The sequence below is a fragment of the Pseudomonas sp. PvP001 genome (assembly GCF_040546375.1).
Taxonomy (GTDB): Bacteria; Pseudomonadota; Gammaproteobacteria; order Pseudomonadales; family Pseudomonadaceae; genus Aquipseudomonas; species Aquipseudomonas coleopterorum.
Genome location: NZ_JBEPNQ010000001.1, coordinates 3597501 through 3613556, shown reverse-complemented (window position 1 = coordinate 3613556; position 16056 = coordinate 3597501). Strand labels below are relative to the sequence as shown.

At 57.8% G+C, this 16056-nt stretch carries 13 protein-coding genes and 2 rRNA genes (1 of these 15 cut by a window edge); 8 read left to right on the top strand and 7 right to left on the bottom strand.

Translation table 11 applies throughout. The annotated features are described in order from the left end of the window. The first annotated feature begins 80 nt into the window (after window positions 1–80). The 4 genes from cmoA (at window position 81) to fic (ending at window position 5323) form a co-directional block, all read left to right on the top strand. Entirely contained in the window at window positions 81–863 is a 783-nt protein-coding gene (gene cmoA / locus ABMD26_RS16545) for a carboxy-S-adenosyl-L-methionine synthase CmoA (RefSeq protein ID WP_502948320.1), read from the top strand. After that, the gene (cmoB, locus tag ABMD26_RS16540; protein ID WP_286917568.1) at window positions 860–1816 is read left to right on the top strand and encodes a tRNA 5-methoxyuridine(34)/uridine 5-oxyacetic acid(34) synthase CmoB; all 957 of its coding nucleotides are present in this window, start codon (window positions 860–862) and stop codon (window positions 1814–1816) included. The genes cmoA and cmoB overlap by 4 nt, the downstream gene beginning before the upstream one ends. Before the next feature lie 642 nt (window positions 1817–2458). Further along, window positions 2459–3706: a ribonucleotide-diphosphate reductase subunit beta gene (locus ABMD26_RS16535; RefSeq protein ID WP_043184931.1), complete on the top strand. Its 1248-nt coding sequence runs from the start codon at window positions 2459–2461 to the stop codon at window positions 3704–3706. A gap of 495 nt (window positions 3707–4201) precedes the next feature. After that, the gene (fic, locus tag ABMD26_RS16530; RefSeq protein WP_354310742.1) at window positions 4202–5323 is read left to right on the top strand and encodes a protein adenylyltransferase Fic; all 1122 of its coding nucleotides are present in this window, start codon (window positions 4202–4204) and stop codon (window positions 5321–5323) included. A gap of 79 nt (window positions 5324–5402) precedes the next feature. Here fic and ABMD26_RS16525 read toward each other — a convergent pair whose 3' ends face one another. The 3 genes from ABMD26_RS16525 to ABMD26_RS16515 all read right to left on the bottom strand — a co-directional run bounded on the left by ABMD26_RS16525 (window position 5403) and on the right by ABMD26_RS16515 (window position 8440). Next, entirely contained in the window at window positions 5403–5948 is a 546-nt protein-coding gene (locus ABMD26_RS16525) for an ankyrin repeat domain-containing protein (protein ID WP_192069003.1), read from the bottom strand. A 56-nt stretch (window positions 5949–6004) separates the two neighbouring features. Continuing rightward, window positions 6005–7480, bottom strand: coding sequence for a catalase KatB (katB, locus tag ABMD26_RS16520; RefSeq protein ID WP_414704864.1), 1476 nt, complete (start codon window positions 7478–7480; stop codon window positions 6005–6007). Window positions 7481–7645: 165 nt separating this feature from the next. After that, window positions 7646–8440 (bottom strand): hypothetical protein, encoded by a 795-nt coding sequence (locus ABMD26_RS16515; RefSeq protein WP_354310739.1) that lies wholly within the window; start codon window positions 8438–8440, stop codon window positions 7646–7648. Window positions 8441–8610: 170 nt separating this feature from the next. Between ABMD26_RS16515 and ABMD26_RS16510 the strand changes: the two genes are divergently transcribed. Further along, entirely contained in the window at window positions 8611–9819 is a 1209-nt protein-coding gene (locus tag ABMD26_RS16510; RefSeq protein WP_354310737.1) for an MFS transporter, read from the top strand. An 8-nt stretch (window positions 9820–9827) separates the two neighbouring features. Here the strand turns inward: ABMD26_RS16510 and ABMD26_RS16505 are convergent, their stop codons facing one another. Continuing rightward, on the bottom strand, window positions 9828–10397 hold the full coding sequence (locus tag ABMD26_RS16505; RefSeq protein WP_354310735.1) for a TetR/AcrR family transcriptional regulator: 570 nt from the start codon (window positions 10395–10397) through the stop codon (window positions 9828–9830). 143 nt (window positions 10398–10540) lie between these two features. Here ABMD26_RS16505 and ABMD26_RS16500 point away from each other — a divergent pair, with 143 nt between their 5' ends. Continuing rightward, entirely contained in the window at window positions 10541–11341 is an 801-nt protein-coding gene (locus ABMD26_RS16500) for an SDR family NAD(P)-dependent oxidoreductase (RefSeq protein ID WP_354310733.1), read from the top strand. 3 nt (window positions 11342–11344) lie between these two features. Next, window positions 11345–12382, top strand: coding sequence for an NADP-dependent oxidoreductase (locus ABMD26_RS16495; protein ID WP_354310731.1), 1038 nt, complete (start codon window positions 11345–11347; stop codon window positions 12380–12382). A gap of 62 nt (window positions 12383–12444) precedes the next feature. Here ABMD26_RS16495 and ABMD26_RS16490 read toward each other — a convergent pair whose 3' ends face one another. Further along, entirely contained in the window at window positions 12445–13314 is an 870-nt protein-coding gene (locus tag ABMD26_RS16490) for a LysR family transcriptional regulator (RefSeq protein ID WP_354310728.1), read from the bottom strand. Window positions 13315–13455: 141 nt separating this feature from the next. On the opposite strand from ABMD26_RS16490, the gene ABMD26_RS16485 reads away from it, so the two are divergent. Beyond that, entirely contained in the window at window positions 13456–14202 is a 747-nt protein-coding gene (locus ABMD26_RS16485) for an iron-containing redox enzyme family protein (RefSeq protein ID WP_122743790.1), read from the top strand. Window positions 14203–14289: 87 nt separating this feature from the next. Here ABMD26_RS16485 and rrf read toward each other — a convergent pair. Together rrf and ABMD26_RS16475 are read right to left on the bottom strand one after the other, a co-directional pair. After that, window positions 14290–14405: ribosomal RNA gene (gene rrf / locus ABMD26_RS16480) — 5S ribosomal RNA — on the bottom strand. A 147-nt stretch (window positions 14406–14552) separates the two neighbouring features. After that, window positions 14553–16056, bottom strand: a 23S ribosomal RNA gene (locus tag ABMD26_RS16475); it runs 1390 nt beyond the window's last position.

Here is a 16056-nt window from a genome sequence, read left to right as displayed (position 1 = left end):
CGCTCCTACGGATCCCCTGAGGGCGCAAAAAACCACACCGCACCCCACAAAAAATGCACCCCCGCCCCACATCCGCTAAAATGCCGCCCCGTTTTCCCGCAACCCGCCTGGATCGCCCCGTGAGCAAAGAGCCCGACCGCCTATTCGCCCAGCCCCTGAGCCAGGTCCCCGACTTCGCCTTCAACGAAGACGTGGTGCGCGTGTTCCCGGACATGATCAAACGCTCGGTGCCCGGTTACCCCACCATCGTGGAAAACCTCGGCGTGCTCGCGGCGCAATTCGCCCAGCCCAACACCACCCTCTACGACCTGGGCAGCTCGCTGGGCGCCGTCACCCAGGCCTTGCGCCGCCACGTCCGCGCCGAAGGCTGCCAGGTGATCGCCATCGACAACTCCCAGGCCATGGTCGAGCGCTGTCGTGAATACCTCAACGCGCAGAACTCCATGTTTCAGGAGCTGCTGCCGGTCACCGTCATCGAGGGCGACATCCTCGCCCTGGACTTCAAACCCGCCTCGGTCATCGCACTCAACTTCACCCTGCAGTTCATCCCCCCGGCCCAGCGTCTGGAACTGCTCACCCGCATCCACAAGGCGCTGGTCCCCGGCGGCGCACTGATCCTCTCGGAAAAGCTGCGCTTCGAAGACGACCTACAACACGACCTGCTCACCGACCTCCACATCGCCTTCAAACGCGCCAACGGCTACAGCGACCTGGAAATAGCGCAGAAACGCAGCGCCATCGAAAACGTCATGAAACCCGACAGCCTCGAAGAAAACCGCGATCGCCTGCTTGCCGCAGGCTTCAGCAAGGTCGTGCCCTGGTTTCAATGCCTCAACTTCGCCTCGATGATCGCCCTGCCATGATTGACCTGTCCCCGCTCGTCCGCCGCCTGGCCAACACCCCACTGGCCAACTGGGCCAATGGCCTGCAAGCCCAGCTCGACACCAAGATGGAAAAAGGTCACGGCGACCTGCAACGCTGGCAGAGCGCCCTCGATGCCCTGCCCCCGGTCACCGCCTGCGACATCGACCTGGTCAACGGCTTGCGCCTGGACTGCGCAGACAACGCCGCCACCCACGACCAGATGCGCGCCGCCCTGATGGGCCTGTCACCCTGGCGCAAAGGCCCGTTCGACCTGTTCGGCGTCCATGTCGACACCGAATGGCGCTCGGACTGGAAATGGGAGCGCGTCGCCCCCCACCTCGACCTGCGCGGCAAACGGGTCCTCGACGTTGGCTGCGGCAACGGCTACTACCAATGGCGCATGCTCGGGGCCGGTGCCGACAGCGTCATCGGCGTCGACCCCAACTGGCTGTTCTTCTGCCAGTTCCAGGCGGTGCAGCGTTACCTGCCCGACCTGCCCGCCTGGCACCTGCCCTTCGCACTGGAAGACCTGCCCGCCGGCCTCGAGGGTTTCGACACGGTGTTTTCCATGGGTGTGTTCTACCACCGCCGCTCTCCCATCGAGCACCTGCTGGCGCTCAAGGACTGCCTGGTCAAAGGCGGCGAACTGGTCCTGGAAACCTTGGTCGTCCCCGGCGACGTGCATCAGGTCCTGGTGCCCGAAGACCGCTACGCGCAGATGCGCAACGTCTGGTTCCTCCCCTCCGTGCCCGCCCTGGAACTGTGGCTGCGCCGCGCCGGCTTCAGCGACGTGAAGTGCGTGGACGTGAGCATCACTACCGTGGCCGAGCAGCGCGGCACCGAATGGATGAAGTTCCAGTCACTGAGTGACTTCCTCGATCCGGACGACCACAGCAAAACCGTCGAAGGCCTGCCCGCACCGATGCGGGCGGTGATCACTGCCCGTAAATAACGGTCAAGCCTGGAACAGGCGAATGGGCGGTGAACAAACACCGTCGCACTCGCCTCTCTGCCGCTCATCGACTCCTTCACAGAACCACAAAAAAATCCTGAAGGGTTGCATTTCGCGGAAGGCAGGCAGGGCAAGGACTTGAGCCGACCCATGGGAAAATCTGGCTATTTTCTGAACAGCCAGTCGGGTTTCCAAGCCGAACTCAAGCCTATATCCTGTGTCCACTTCTTACGAAAACCACCACATAGGCGATTTTCGAGGGGTTGCGGCTGTTACTGCCTACATACCGGCAGTGGACGCAAAACACCTGAGAAATACGAGTTTCTACTGATTTTTTGTGTCCGCACGTGAACACAAGCAAGCAAAAAACCCTATAATCGCCGCCCACTTCAAGGACCTGAGACATGACCCATCGCGACATCGAAGCCGGCCCGAGTCCATCGACCGAAGCCCGACCGCGAAGCGAGTCCCTCAGCGCGTTCCGACCGGATCGTTGATAGCCCACGCTGTGGCACCACGCTGAAAAAGCCTGGACCCGGCGCCGCAACACGCACGTAACGCTAGGTTGCACCACGCAACCCCGGCAATCAGATTTCCAAATTCATCAGCCGCCACGAGCGGCCTCGAGCAGGAGCCTCCCCCATGCTGAGCTGGGACGAATTCGACAAAGAAGACGCAGCCGAACCCGCCAAAGGCGCAAACGCCGGCCACGCCAGCGAAGCTGCCATGGACAAACTCGACAGCGCCGGCGGTGCCGCCGCCCAGGAAGCCCGCGCCGCCCACGCCAGCGACTCCGCCGCCGTAGCCCGCGCCAAGGCCGCCCTGAACAAACTCGACATCGCCGAAGGCCTTGCCGAGCTCGAAGGCTCCGCCGCTCGCGTTGCCGTCGACGAAAAGCGCATGATCAATTGCCGCGCCGACCTCAACCAACTCGTCCCCTTCAAGTACGACTGGGCCTGGCAGAAGTACCTGGACGGCTGCGCAAACCACTGGATGCCGCAAGAAGTCAACATGAACGCCGACATCGCCCTCTGGAAAAACCCGGAAGGCCTGACCGACGACGAACGCCGCATCGTCATGCGCAACCTGGGCTTCTTCAGCACCGCCGACTCCCTGGTCGCCAACAACCTGGCCCTGGCCGTGTACCGCCTGATCACCAACCCGGAGTGCCGCCAGTACATCCTGCGCCAGGCCTTCGAAGAAGCGATCCACACCCACGCCTACCAGTACTGCATCGAATCCCTGGGCATGGACGAAGGCGAAATCTTCAACATGTACCACGAGATCCCATCGGTCGCTAAAAAAGCCGCCTGGGGCCTCAAGTACACCCGCGCCATCTCCGACCCGGAATTCAACACCGGCACCGTCGAAACCGACAAAGAGCTGCTGCGCAACCTGATCGGCTACTACTGCGTCCTCGAAGGCATCTTCTTCTACTGCGGCTTCACCCAGATCCTCTCCATGGGCCGCCGCAACAAGATGACCGGCGTCGCCGAGCAGTTCCAGTACATCCTGCGCGACGAATCCATGCACCTGAACTTCGGCATCGACGTGATCAACCAGATCAAGATCGAAAACCCACACCTGTGGGACGCCGAACTCAAGGAAGAAGCTTCGCAGATGATCCTGCAAGGCACCCAGCTGGAAATCGAATACGCCCGCGACACCATGCCTCGCGGCGTGCTGGGCATGAACGCGGCAATGATGGAGGACTACCTCAAGTTCATCGCCAACCGTCGCTTGTCGCAGATCGGCTTGAAAGAAGAATACCCAGGCACCACGAACCCATTCCCATGGATGAGCGAGATCATGGACTTGAAGAAGGAGAAGAACTTCTTCGAGACGCGAGTGATTGAGTATCAGACAGGTGGGGCGTTGAGCTGGGATTGAAATTTAAGCTGGATTCCCGCAAAACGAAGGTCGCCCATGGGCGACCTTTTTTGTGAAAAAATCTACCGAAAAAAAACTGACACAAAGCCATCGGCCACTGTTACCCCTGCACTGAACGCAGTACTCACGGCTTCAGCCAGCACCGTTCCAGCTTCGGCTGGTGGAAGGTCTCTGCACGGTGGTCATGTAAGCTACCCGCCTGCTGAACAGTGTGTTTTTGGGCTGTGTAGCTACGCAGCACCACCTTCAGCCTACCAACATGTCGCTGAAAAACGCTATCAAACGCATGCTGCATTATCATGTCGATGAAACCGCGTTTCAGCGACACGTTTCCGGAACATGTCGCTGACAGCAACATAACTGCGGGACGTGTCGCTAAAACCCAAAAATAGCGACATGATCCGCTCTTATGCATACACTCGGACCGCAATAGCGGCGCGCGTGTAGGTGCACGCCACGTTGAACCACCAAAAATAGGCGCAGGCTACAACGCTTATGATCGACTCTTCTCTGCTCTGGCTACCCGACAAACCCCATAACCAGCTTGGGGCATTACCACCTGCCGTCGAGCTGGAAACGCGTGCGGTGCTCAAACTCTGCATTCAAGCACGTAGCTCCCTGGCCGAGTTGAAGCAAGCGGCAGAGCTCATTCCCAATCAGACCGTGTTGATAAACACCATCCCGTTGCTGGAAGCCAAGGACAGCTCGGAAATAGAAAGCATCGTGACTACAACGGATCTGCTCTTTCAGCATGCTCATGACACGGCCAACCATGCAGACCCTGCTACGAAGGAAGCGCTGCGTTATCGCAAAGCGCTGCATCAGGGCTATCAGTCATTGGCCGAGCGCCCACTCTCCACTAACACCGCAGTAGAGATATGCCGCACGCTAAAGGGCGTGGACATGGACATACGGCGAGTGCCCGGTGTGCAGTTGGCAAATGATCGAACCGGCGAAATTATCTATACACCGCCAGACGGCGAAGAGCGCATACGCGACATGCTTGCGAACTGGGAGCGCTTCCTGCACTACGAGACCGATCTCGACCCATTGGTGCGGATGGCTGTCGGGCATTACCAGTTTGAAGCGATCCATCCCTTTACCGATGGTAACGGCCGCACAGGGCGCGTCCTCAACACGCTGTTTCTGATCCAGGAGGGGCTGTTGAATCTGCCGATTCTCTACCTCAGCCATTACATCATTGCCCATCGCGCGGACTACTATCGTCTGCTGCTCGATGTTACCCGCAACCAGGCATGGGAGCCGTGGATAACATTCATGCTTACCGCCGTCAAAGAGACTGCCGAATGGACCACGGCGAAAATCAACGCTATCCGCAGCTTGGCAGAGCACACCAGCCAATATGTTCGAGAGCAGCTGCCAAAAATCTATTCTCGCGAATTGGTCGATGTGATTTTCGAACAGCCCTACTGCCGCATTGGTAATGTCATCGACAAGCAGATTGCCCAGCGACAGGCTGCTTCACGCTACCTCAAGGATCTCGTGAGTATCGGCATTCTGCAGGAAGTGCAGGTAGGTAAAGAGAAGCTGTTTACTCATCCCAAGCTAATGCAGCTTTTGACTCGGGATAGGAACGACTTTACGCGCTATGGCTGAAAGCCAAAGAGCGAAAAAGCCTGCCTCTCGCTGCCCGCTTCCATCCCATTTACCCATTCATTTCTTTGTCGTCGGGCACTCAACGCAAGGGACCTGAACTAAACCGCCCCTCCCCCAACGACCGTGCATCATTCCCCCTATCATCCCGCGCATCCAGATCCGCCCCCTTCGCCGCCAACGCCTCGAGAATATCCTTGCGCTGAAACAACGCCGCATACATCGCCGCCGTCTGTCCCGAGTTGTTTCGCTCATCCGTCGCACAGTCCGCCTTGAGCAATCGATGGGCGATGCTCACTTCACCCTTGAAGATGGCCCCCATCAGCGCAGTGTTGCCACGCTTATCCTGGCTACACGGATTCGCCCCGGCCGCCAGCAACTGCTCCACAGCCGCCGTCTGGCCGTGATAAGCCGCCAGAATCAGCGCGGTGTAGCCGCTTTCGTCGCGGGTGTCCAAGTCATAATGAGCCTCGATGAACGCGCCCAAACGGTCGGTACTGCCCGTACGTGCAGCGTCGAAGTACAGTTCACGAAGTTGCTGGCGGGTATCGGGGGGCGGTGTGTCATCGGCCAAGGCAGCTGTTGAAAGCATCATCGCCGAGCAGATCCAGGGAATGAAATATCGCATGAGATGTTGCTCCTGTAGATCACCGACCGTTGTCAGACGGCCGGTGATCGGATGCATCAGTCCTGAAGCTTGGCGGCCAACTGCTTGACCTTCTCCAAGTCGCCATTGGCAACTTTGGTCACGCCTGTGCCGTAGGCCGGATCGGCCTTGTACAGATACGACAGCATGATGTTTTTGCTCTCGGTATCGGTGTCAGCCAGGGAACCGCCGAAGCTGTTGATCAGGTCCTGCTGCTCCTTGGGCGAATAGGAGCGGTACAAGTCGCCCGCCTGTTTGAAGTTCTGCTCGCGCTGGATCTTCGCCTGCTGAGTAGTACCACTCAAAGCCGTTTGGCTGTAACGCGCGCTGTCGTCACTTGGGCGCGGTGCAAGACGGCTCGGTTCGTAGTTCACGCCCCCGGTGGTGTGTCCGCTGTTCAAGGCGCCATCCTGGTTGCCGTTGTTGACGGCGACGCGCGGACGGTTGATCGGCAGGCTCATGCCGTTGGCGCCCAGGCGGTACATCTGGGTATCAGCGTACGAGAACACACGGCCTTGCAGGAGACGGTCTTCCGACGGCTCGATCCCCGGCACCACGTTGGACGGTGCCATGGCGACCTGTTCGGTCTCCTGGAAGAAGTTGTCGACATTCTTGTTCAGTACCATCTGCCCGATCTTCTGCTCCGGTACGTCAGGCCAGATTTTGGTCGCGTCGAGCGGGTCGAATGCAAACTTGGCCAGGTCTTCAGGTTTGAGCACCTGGATATACAAGTCCCACTTCGGGAAATCACCCTTATTGATTGCGGTGACCAAGTCATGGGTCATGTGCGCGTAGTCTTTGCCCTGGGTTTGCACGACCTGTTCCGGGTCCAGATTCTTCAGACCTTGCAGGCTCTTCCAGTGAAACTTCACGTAGTGCACTTCGCCTTTGGCGTTGACGAACTTGTAGGCGTGCACGCCATTGCCGTCCATGAAGCGATAACCCGCAGGCGTGCCTTCGTTGGAATACAGCAGGGTGAGCGTACGCGTCGCTTCCGGCACGTGGGAGAAGAAGTCGAAACGACGGGAATCGTCGTCGAGGTTGGTACGCGGGTCGGGTTTGAACGCGTGCACCATGTCGGGAAACTTGATGGCGTCACGAATGAAGAAGGTCGGGAAGTTATTGCCGACCAGATCCCAGTTGCCGTCCGCCGTATAGAACTTGGTCGCGAAACCACGTGGGTCGCGCAGGGTTTCCGGCGAGTGGTTGCCGTGGACGACCGACGAGAAGCGCACGAACACCGGTGTATGGGTGCCTGGCGTGAACACCTTGGCCTTGGTCAACTCACTGATGTTGCTGGAAGCGACGAACTCGCCATGTACACCCGTACCTCGAGCATGCACTACGCGCTCTGGAATGCGTTCGCGGTCGAAGCGCTGCAGTTTCTGCAACAGCTGAACGTCCTGAAGCAACGCCGGCCCGTTGGGTCCGGCGGTCTGTGAATTCTGGTTATCACCGACGGCGGCGCCGTTGTCGCGGGTCAAGGTATCGGCAAATGCGGACGACAAAGACATGCCGATGGCCAATGCAGTGACTGCATACCCTGATAAGGTTCTGATTTTCATAGTGAATCCCTCACGCTTCTTATGTTTTGGAGAAACCGCGAGGGTAACGGCAACCACCGGCGTGGCTAAATTGGAAGAGCCTATCAGCCTGATAGGCAAAGATGCCTACCGGTATTACTGGCTAGAATCCGCGCCTACCGACGCTCGCAACCCATCCTCCGGCACGAATATCCACCCCTCCACCGGATCGATATCCGCCATCGGCTGAGCCAGCCACTGCGGTCTATGCTCGAAGGCCCACGCCAGCAACGCGCACGTGAGCGCATCCTGTGCATCGACATGTTCAAGCCCTGGTACAAATATTCGTGGAACACTCCCGCCGTCGACATAGAAAGGCGCTCGCAAGGCCTCGATGCAGGCCGACCGCTTGCACGACGAGGGATAGGCTTCGATCGCCCTCAGCATCCGCCCTTCCGTCCATACGCCACAGGCTTCCTGAACGGGCGCGAATCGTCCCAGCACATGCATGCCCTTGGTTGCCTGGCTGCCGATCATGTCCTTGATCGGCGACAGCGGATAGAGCCCTCGTTCGAACAGAAAATGCTCGGTACGCCGGTGCAGGTAGGGGTTGCTGGATGACTCGCCAACAGTGGTCACGGCCACGCCACGGGTGATGAGGTCGATGAAAGGTCGAGAGAAGCCCAGCGGAGTGTCGATGCCCATGAGCAGGCAGGGCGCTTGATGTACTGCAGTGTCTACTGCACACAGCTTCAACAGCCCATGGACAAACTCTTCCGTGGAACTTGCTTCATTGATCGTCCGCCGCAGATTGCCCCGCCAAGGTTTACCAACTAGCCGGCGCTCAGCATCGAGAACGACCAGAGCATCGCGGCTAGCCGGGTTCCGGTCGCAATTCCAACCGCCGACGTCCCAGCCCATGAAGAGTGTGGAAGCGTTCGGTTCAGTCATGGTGGGCACTCATGCAGGTAGAGAAAAGATCTGACGCCTGTTCACAAACAACGGGACTGTTCCATTTATCCACGCTATCTGTATCTATCAATCCGATGTCAGCGGTTGTGTAATGCGCGACGGTGTTTCGCCCCTCTCACAGCCTGCTTGGAAACATAAAGGACCCTATCATGCGAAAGGACTACATCGCATTCTTCGTCTCATTGTTCCTGTCACGCCTCGCGGACCAGATTCTATTGTTCATCGTTCCGCTGGTGGTCTTCCAGGCGACTCAGAGCGCAGCGTGGGCCGGCCTTGCGTTCTTTGTTGAATCGTTGCCCAGGTTTTTGGCCTTCCCTTTCTGTGGCGTATTGTGCGACCGCTTCTCACCCGTCCGAATCCTGCATATCAGCCAGATCTACCGGGTTTTACTTTGTGTGCTGGCCGTTATTCTGTCCCTGTGGTTCGGTGGCATCGCCTGGCTGGTGGTGTTGTCGGCGCTGTGTGGCGTACTGACAACTCAAGGCGTCATGGCTCGCGAAGTACTGATGCCACGCGTATTCCACCACTACAGCTACACCAAGACCCTCTCCTACTCACAAATCGCCGACCAGACCGGTTTAGTCCTGGGCCCGTTGGTCGCTGCATTGATGCTGGAAGTCTGGGCCTGGCACTGGGTCGTGCTGTGTGTCGCTGGGGTATTTCTGCTGGCCGATGCAAGCATGCTGATCTGGCAACGGCTCAGTCAGATAGATATCGCGCCATTCGATCAGGGGCAAGGCGCGTGGCTACAACCTTTTCGAGTGGCCATTGGGCATATCCGTACCACAGCGCAATTGCGCAAAATCATCACTTTGGCCGTTGGGGTGAACCTGATCGTCGGCGTGACGGCGGCTACTTCGGCGGCCATGGTGATCGGAAGTTTCAGCGCGGACAAGGACAGCTACGCCTGGCTGCAGGCGGCGGGTGCCGTCGCTACCATCGCGATACTGGTGCTGCTCGCGCGGGTCGTCATTCCCCTGAGGGTACTGGGCGGTGTGTCATACGTGCTGATCGCTGCAGGCGGGTTCATCTGCGCAATGGCTCCGAACCTGGCAGGCTATGTATCAGGTTTTTTGTTGATCGTGGGCTTCGACAAGATGTTCAACGTCTACATGCGCAGCATTCGCCAGCGCGTCATTCCCCCTCAGGACTTCGGCAAGACGGTGGGAGTGATCACCCTGCTCAATAACCTGTCGCAGCCAGCGGCGGGCTTACTCGTCGCCCTCTTGGCCGCGCCCGTTGGTACGCAGAAGGTGATCCTGATACTGGCTATTCTGTCCACCGTACTGGGCGCAACGGCTCACTGGTGGCTGGCCCATGCCACCCAGTGCGCTTCGGAACAGAGAACTTACCGCTAAGGCACCTCCTACCCCTGCAAACGTGCCAAAGCGGTTGTCCGGCAGCTTTCCAGAATCTCGTCAGCCAGCGCAGAGTCATCCGGACACGCTCTGGAGAGCATAAGTGCGCCGACCAGGTGCGCCAGCGCATTGATTCGCTCGGCCCGGGCGGTCTGCCGCGAGGCTTCGTATACCTCGACCGAAGCAGGCGCCACACCGGCCAGGATCCGCTCCATCCCCTGCGCAAACACCGCCTTGATCTCTTCAGGCTGGCGCGCGGCATCGGCCGACAATGCCGCCAGGGTGCAGCCCTCGCCAGGTGCATCCCGATGCTCGCGCGACAGGTAGCCCTCGATCAGCGCTGTGCGTTCGGCCTGAGCCGTGCTGGCTTCCATCTGCGCGAAGCCACACGCCGCCGCCTCGCTCATGAGGTCTGCCTTGGAGCGGAAATGCTTGTAGAAACCGCCGTGAGTGAAGCCGGCCGCGGCCATCAGATCAGCCACGCTCACGCCGTCATAACCCCGCTCGCGAAACAGGGTGGAGGCGGTTTCAACGATGTGCGCACGGTTGGCCTGCGCCTGTGCCTTGCTGACTTTCATGTCGATGCCTGTGAGGTGGACAGTAAAGCTCAGTATACATTGATGTCGACTGACATCAAAATGCTTGACGGTTTAGATTTCGGTCATCATCATAAATTCGTCGCAGCGTAGTGCTGCCATCTATCCGTCAGGAATCTCCTCCGATGAACACGCTCCCCACTGTACTGATCACCGGCGCCTCCACCGGCATCGGCGCCACCTACGCCGAACGTTTCGCCCGCCGCGGGCACGACCTGGTCCTGGTCGCACGCAACCGCAATCGCCTGGAAAAACTGGCCGCAAGGTTGCGCGACGAAAACGGTGTGAACATTGCCCTCATGCAAGCGGACCTGACCCGCGCCGAAGATCTGGCCCAAGTGGAGAAGCGCCTGGCCGAAGATGCCAGCATCGGCGTCCTGATCAATAACGCCGGCGCAGGTCAGGCCGGCGGCTTCACCCAACAAAGCGCCAGCGCCCTCGACAGCCTGCTCGCGCTCAATGTGACTGCAGTGACACGTTTGGCAGCGGCCATCGCTCCACGTCTGGCGCAGGCGGGTCATGGCAGTATCGTGAACATTGGCTCAATGGTGGGTCTGGCTCCCGAGATGCAAATGACCGTGTACGGTGCCACCAAGGCGTTCGTGCTGTTCCTGTCCCAAGGCTTGCAAGCGGAACTGGGCCCCAAGGGCGTCTATGTACAAGCGGTGCTGCCTGCAACCACGCGCACCGAGATCTGGCAGCATTCCGGGATCGATATCGCGACCTTGCCTGAAGTCATGGAAGTGGGTGATCTGGTGGACGCCGCCCTGGCAGGTTACGACCGTCGCGAGCTCGTCACCATCCCACCGCTGCATGTGGCCGAGCGCTGGACGGCACTCAACGATGCTCGCCATCTGTTGCTCGCGGATCTGCGTCAGGCAACGCCGGCCGAGCGCTATCTGACGTCTGCCACTGTTGGGCAATGAGTCATGAAAGCGTTCATCATCGATCGTTACGGTAAAGGCGTCGTCGGCCAGATAGCCGAAATGCCCGAACCCACCTTGGCAGGGGGCGACGTCCTGGTGCAGGTGCATGCGGCCAGCGTCAATGCGCTGGACGTCAAGATTCGCAACGGCGAATTCAAGCTGATCCTGCCGTACACGCTACCCCTGGCACTGGGTAATGACGTAGCGGGCGTGGTGCTCGAAGTCGGAGCCAACGTCACCCGCTTCAAACCCGGTGACGAGGTGTATGCGCGGCCCCACCCGTCGCGTATCGGCACCTTCGCCGTACGCATTGCCATCGAGCAATCGTATGTAGCCGCCAAGCCAGTGAACCTGACCATGGTCCAGGCAGCGTCTCTACCCTTGGTGGCTTTGACCGCCTGGCAAGTCCTGGTCGAAACCGCCAAGGTCAAGCCGGGCCAGAAAGTCTTGATCCACGCAGGCTCAGGTGGCGTGGGTACGGTCGCCATTCAGCTGGCCAAACACTTGGGTGCCTACGTGGCCACTACCACCAGCACGGCCAATGTCGAGTGGTTGAAGGCTTTGGGTGCCGATCAGGTGATCGATTACACAGCGCAGGATTTCGCCCGAGAGCTGCAAGACTACGATGTCGTACTCAACAGCCTGGGATCGGACGTATTGAGCCAGTCGGTGAAGGTCTTGAAGCGCGGCGGCCAGTTGATCTCCATCTCCGGCCCCCCGACCCTGGCGTTCGCCGCCAGTCAGGGCCTTGGCTGGCCCCTGAAGCAACTTATGCGGTTGTTGAGCTACCGCATCCGCAAACAGGTCAGTCAGCATGACTGTACCTATGATTTCGTATTCATGCGCGCGGACGGCGAACAACTCGCAGATATCAGCCAACTCGTGGAAAGCGGTGTCATCACCCCGGTGATCGACACGGTCTATCCCTTCGCGAACACTGCAGACGCACTGGCCCATGTACAGCGTGGTCGCGCAAAGGGGAAGGTGGTGATCCAGATGCAGCCATCCTTCACTGCGTCTGTTGAGGATCCACCTGCATGAAATTTCCCAGAGAGTAATGTGAGGCGTATGGCACGACCAGCCATCTCAAGACATCCGTACATTCAAATCGAGTGTACGGATGCACCGCACACAAGCTTCACGAACCCTTCTCTTACTGGATGTCCACTGGTGCGTTTATGGGTCAACAGGTAATAGTCCACCCTGGGGAATACCAGCTCGTCGCGCGCCATCACATTCAGAAATGCCCGATGATTGTCGTAGACACCCCTGGGGACTACCGCCATACCTATGCCCTGCTCGACACATGCCATGATGCCACCCCAACTCCCACACACTACCGTCTCCACGCCCTGCAACGACGCCTTGCACCAGGTCAGTGCCACCGCCTGGAAAGGGCACCCTTCAGGCCATGCCAGAAGCTTTCGGTTGTTCAGATCCAAGGGGCCCTGCTGCAACCACGCCTGCGGATGAACCAACACCGGCCGCTCGCCTGCGATCTTATGACCAGTGAGCTTCGGATTGACCGGAGCAAACGCAACCACGGCAATATCCAGCCTTCCTTCTATAACGCTTTCTACAAGTTCCGGCCCTGTACCCGTAGTGATCTCCAATACCACCTGGGGATACTCACGCGTGAACGCCGCAACTATGGCGGCCAATCGGGTACTGACAAAAGAATCGATCCCCCCCACTTTGAGCGTACCGCTGAGCTTTTGGGTGTCATCGAAACAGGCCTGCGCTTCGGAAAATGCCTCCAGCACCTTTTCTGCATGGGTCAGCAGATGCTTTCCAGCGGCGCTTAATTCGACGCCTTTGTCTCGTCTATTCAATAGACAGCATCCGAGTTCGGCCTCCAGGGCCTTCATGCGCGCTGTCACGTTCGAGGGTACGCAATGCACCGATTTGGCGGCCTTGACGATGCTTCCCGCTTTATAGATAGCGGTGAGCATCCTCAATTGCGAAATATCCATATACACCCCTAGTGAATCACTGATTCATTTATTTTTGGTTGTGTGAGTCTCCTAGCCCATGGATTCTACTGCTACTGCCTAGCCAACACCAAAAACCAAACGACAACTTCGAAGCACCAAGTTACAAACAAGGAGCTGCGCATGTCCGGTTATTATGAAGAAATCACCAAGCTCGCCACCTCTGTGCATCAGCACGGCGCTCTGAATAACGCTTTCTACGAACGCTGGCTGACAGCCCCACTACCTTTTGATGAACTGGCTCTATTTGCAAAGAATTATTTGGTAAGAACTTCGCAGACTTCGACAATGCTCGCATTGTCCTTGCTGCACACCGACAACCTTTGCGCCCGTGTCGAAATCGCCAAGAATCTGTACGCGGAATATGGTTATGGCCACCCACAGAAAGCGCACATTCATTTACTTGAGAATTTTCTGACTGACCTTCTCAGCAGAGTAGCGGTTGCCTACAAACCAGTGACACAACTAAGCGACGATCTGATCCTTCCAAGTACTCGGCAGTTCGTCGAAGAGCAGCAAGCCCTGTATACCCGCGGTCCGGAGGATGGTGGCTGTCAGCGGATCCTGGGCACGCTATTGGCCCAGGAATGGGTTGCGTTCTCCATGCTCACGCGCCTGTATGAAGGCGTACGGCACTACCAGCACCTCTATGCTTCCAATGAGGAGTTTCATGAGCACTGCGAATACTTTTACGTCCATATCAGCCAGGCCGAAAAGGAGCACAAGATCCAGGCCATCCACACCGCCACCCTCGAATGTCGCAACGACGATGAATTCGGGGCGTTGGCGGATGGATTCTATGACTTCATGACACTGACAGAGCAGTACTGGAACGGCATTGCTCATGCCATGAAGCATTGCCACGGTTAGGTGCGAGCTTTGTGACATGTGCGCAAAAAAAGCCGTACAAAGACAAAACCCCTACCTGCTTGCGCAGATAGGGGTTTCGGAATTGAATCTTGACGATGACCTACTCTCACATGGGGAAACCCCACACTACCATCGGCGATGCATCGTTTCACTGCTGAGTTCGGGATGGGATCAGGTGGTTCCAATGCTCTATGGTCGTCAAGAAATTCTGTAGCCGGGATGCCCTTTGGGAGGCAATCCAGCGAATCGGGTATGTGATATTTGTGGGTTGTCTTGCTGCGAACTTTCGGTTCGTGTCATCTCCACAGTCACCGCAATCTGGTCTTCGACGCAAATTGCTTGGGTGTTATATGGTCAAGCCTCACGGGCAATTAGTATGGGTTAGCTCAACGCCTCACAGCGCTTACACACCCCACCTATCAACGTCGTAGTCTTCGACGGCCCTTCAGGGAACTCAAGGTTCCAGTGAGATCTCATCTTGAGGCAAGTTTCCCGCTTAGATGCTTTCAGCGGTTATCTTTTCCGAACATAGCTACCCGGCAATGCCACTGGCGTGACAACCGGAACACCAGAGGTTCGTCCACTCCGGTCCTCTCGTACTAGGAGCAGCCCCTCTCAAATCTCAAACGTCCACGGCAGATAGGGACCGAACTGTCTCACGACGTTCTAAACCCAGCTCGCGTACCACTTTAAATGGCGAACAGCCATACCCTTGGGACCGGCTTCAGCCCCAGGATGTGATGAGCCGACATCGAGGTGCCAAACACCGCCGTCGATATGAACTCTTGGGCGGTATCAGCCTGTTATCCCCGGAGTACCTTTTATCCGTTGAGCGATGGCCCTTCCATACAGAACCACCGGATCACTAAGACCTACTTTCGTACCTGCTCGACGTGTCTGTCTCGCAGTCAAGCGCGCTTTTGCCTTTATACTCTACGACCGATTTCCGACCGGTCTGAGCGCACCTTCGTACTCCTCCGTTACTCTTTAGGAGGAGACCGCCCCAGTCAAACTACCCACCATACACTGTCCTCGATCCGGATGACGGACCTGAGTTAGAACCTCAAAGTTGCCAGGGTGGTATTTCAAGGATGGCTCCACGCAGACTGGCGTCCACGCTTCAAAGCCTCCCACCTATCCTACACAAGCAAATTCAAAGTCCAGTGCAAAGCTATAGTAAAGGTTCACGGGGTCTTTCCGTCTAGCCGCGGATACACTGCATCTTCACAGCGATTTCAATTTCACTGAGTCTCGGGTGGAGACAGCGCCGCCATCGTTACGCCATTCGTGCAGGTCGGAACTTACCCGACAAGGAATTTCGCTACCTTAGGACCGTTATAGTTACGGCCGCCGTTTACCGGGGCTTCGATCAAGAGCTTCGCTTGCGCTAACCCCATCAATTAACCTTCCGGCACCGGGCAGGCGTCACACCCTATACGTCCACTTTCGTGTTTGCAGAGTGCTGTGTTTTTAATAAACAGTCGCAGCGGCCTGGTATCTTCGACCGGCATGAGCTTACGGAGCAAGTCCTTCACCCTCACCGGCGCACCTTCTCCCGAAGTTACGGTGCCATTTTGCCTAGTTCCTTCACCCGAGTTCTCTCAAGCGCCTTGGTATTCTCTACCCAACCACCTGTGTCGGTTTGGGGTACGGTTCCTGGTTACCTGAAGCTTAGAAGCTTTTCTTGGAAGCATGGCATCAACCACTTCGTCGTCTAAAAGACAACTCGTCATCAGCTCTCGGCCTTGAAATCCCGGATTTACCTAAGATCCCAGCCTACCACCTTAAACTTGGACAACCAACGCCAAGCTGGCCTAGCCTTCTCCGTCCCTCCATCGCAATAACCAGAAGTAC